The sequence below is a fragment of the Neoluteolibacter marinus genome, from assembly GCF_014904755.1.
In the GTDB taxonomy this organism is placed as follows: domain Bacteria; phylum Verrucomicrobiota; class Verrucomicrobiia; order Verrucomicrobiales; family Akkermansiaceae; genus Haloferula; species Haloferula marina.
Window position 1 is genome coordinate 1 of record NZ_JACZFQ010000136.1, and the last position, 1,650, is coordinate 1,650.

At 55.6% G+C, this 1,650-nt stretch carries 1 rRNA gene; it reads left to right on the top strand.

From position 1 onward, the window contains the following. Nucleotides 1–170 precede the first annotated feature (170 nt). A 23S ribosomal RNA gene (locus tag IG178_RS24150) occupies nt 171–1,650 on the top strand; the annotation flags it as partial.

Genomic DNA, 1,650 nt, shown 5'->3' on the forward strand with positions numbered 1-1,650 from the left:
GTGGTCCTTGCCTTCGGGTGGGGGTGTGGTGGTTGGGTGTGTGTTCTGTGGCTTGCTTCAGGTAGCTGCGCACGGTGTGTGTGGTGAGGGGGGCGGCTGGTGTTGTTTGAGAACTGTATAGTGGACGCGAGCATCTTATTCTTTATGTGAGAATATTTTTGTGTGTCTGTTTGAAGATTACTAAGGGCGCACGGTGGATGCCTTGGCATCAGGAGCCGATGAAGGACGTGGCAATCTGCGATATGCCTCGGGGAGCCGATAAGCGGGCTGTGATCCGAGGATTTCCGAATGGGGAAACCCCGTCGTCTGTGAGGGCGATGACCTGTATCTGAATACATAGGGTGCAGGGGGGAACGCGGGGAAGTGAAACATCTCAGTACCCGCAGGAAGAGAAAACAACAGTGATTCCGTGAGTAGTGGCGAGCGAAAGCGGAAGTGGCTAAACCGTCTGTGTGTGATACCCGGCAGGGGTTGCATGGGCGGGGTTGTGGGAGCATCAGTGCCCGGTCTGCCGGCTGGGTCGTGTGAGTGCAGCGTGGTAGTCGAATCATCTTGAGTGGTGTGCCGTAGAGGGTGTGAGTCCCGTAGACGAAATCATTGTTGCCGCGCGTGGTGTTTCCCGAGTAGCACGGAGCCCGTGAAACTTCGTGTGAATCTGCCAGGACCACCTGGTAAGCCTGAATACTACCTGATGACCGATAGCGGACCAGTACCGTGAGGGAAAGGTGAAAAGCACCCCGGGAGGGGAGTGAAATAGTACCTGAAACCGTGTGCCTACAAGCCGTCGGAGCCTTTTGGGGTGACGGCGTGCCTTTTGAAGAATGAGCCTGCGAGTTAGTGTCATGTCGCGAGGTTAACCCGTGTGGGGTAGTCGTAGCGAAAGCGAGTCTGAATAGGGCGTTGAGTGGCGTGATCTAGACCCGAAGCGAAGTGATCTACCCATGGCCAGGTTGAAGCGCGTGTAAGAGCGCGTGGAGGACCGAACCCACTTCAGTTGAAAATGGAGGGGATGAGCTGTGGGTAGGGGTGAAAGGCCAATCAAACTTCGTGATAGCTGGTTCTCCCCGAAATGCATTTAGGTGCAGCGTCGTGTGTTTCTTGCCAGAGGTAGAGCTACTGGATGGCTGATGGGCCCCAACGGGTTACTGACGTCAACCAAACTCCGAATGCTGGTAAGTGAGAGCACGGCAGTGAGACTGTGGGGGATAAGCTTCATAGTCGAAAGGGAAACAGCCCAGACCACCGACTAAGGCCCCTAAGCGTGTGCTAAGTGGGAAAGGATGTGGAGTTGCTCAGACAACCAGGAGGTTGGCTTAGAAGCAGCCATCCTTGAAAGAGTGCGTAATAGCTCACTGGTCAAGTGATTCCGCGCCGATAATGTAGCGGGGCTCAAGTACACCGCCGAAGTCGTGGCAATGCACATTTCCGCACACCGATCCTGTCAGGGCCTTTGGGTTCTGGTGGGGTGCTGTGTGGTGACTGTAATGGTTTTGTGTGTGTTGGGTAGGGGAGCGTCGAGCGGGTGGTGAAGCTGCCGGGTGACCGAGTGGTGGAGCCTGTTCGAGTGAGAATGCAGGCATGAGTAGCGAATGACGGGTGAGAAACCCGTCCGCCGAATGATCAAGGGTTCCGGGGTCAAGCTAATCTGCC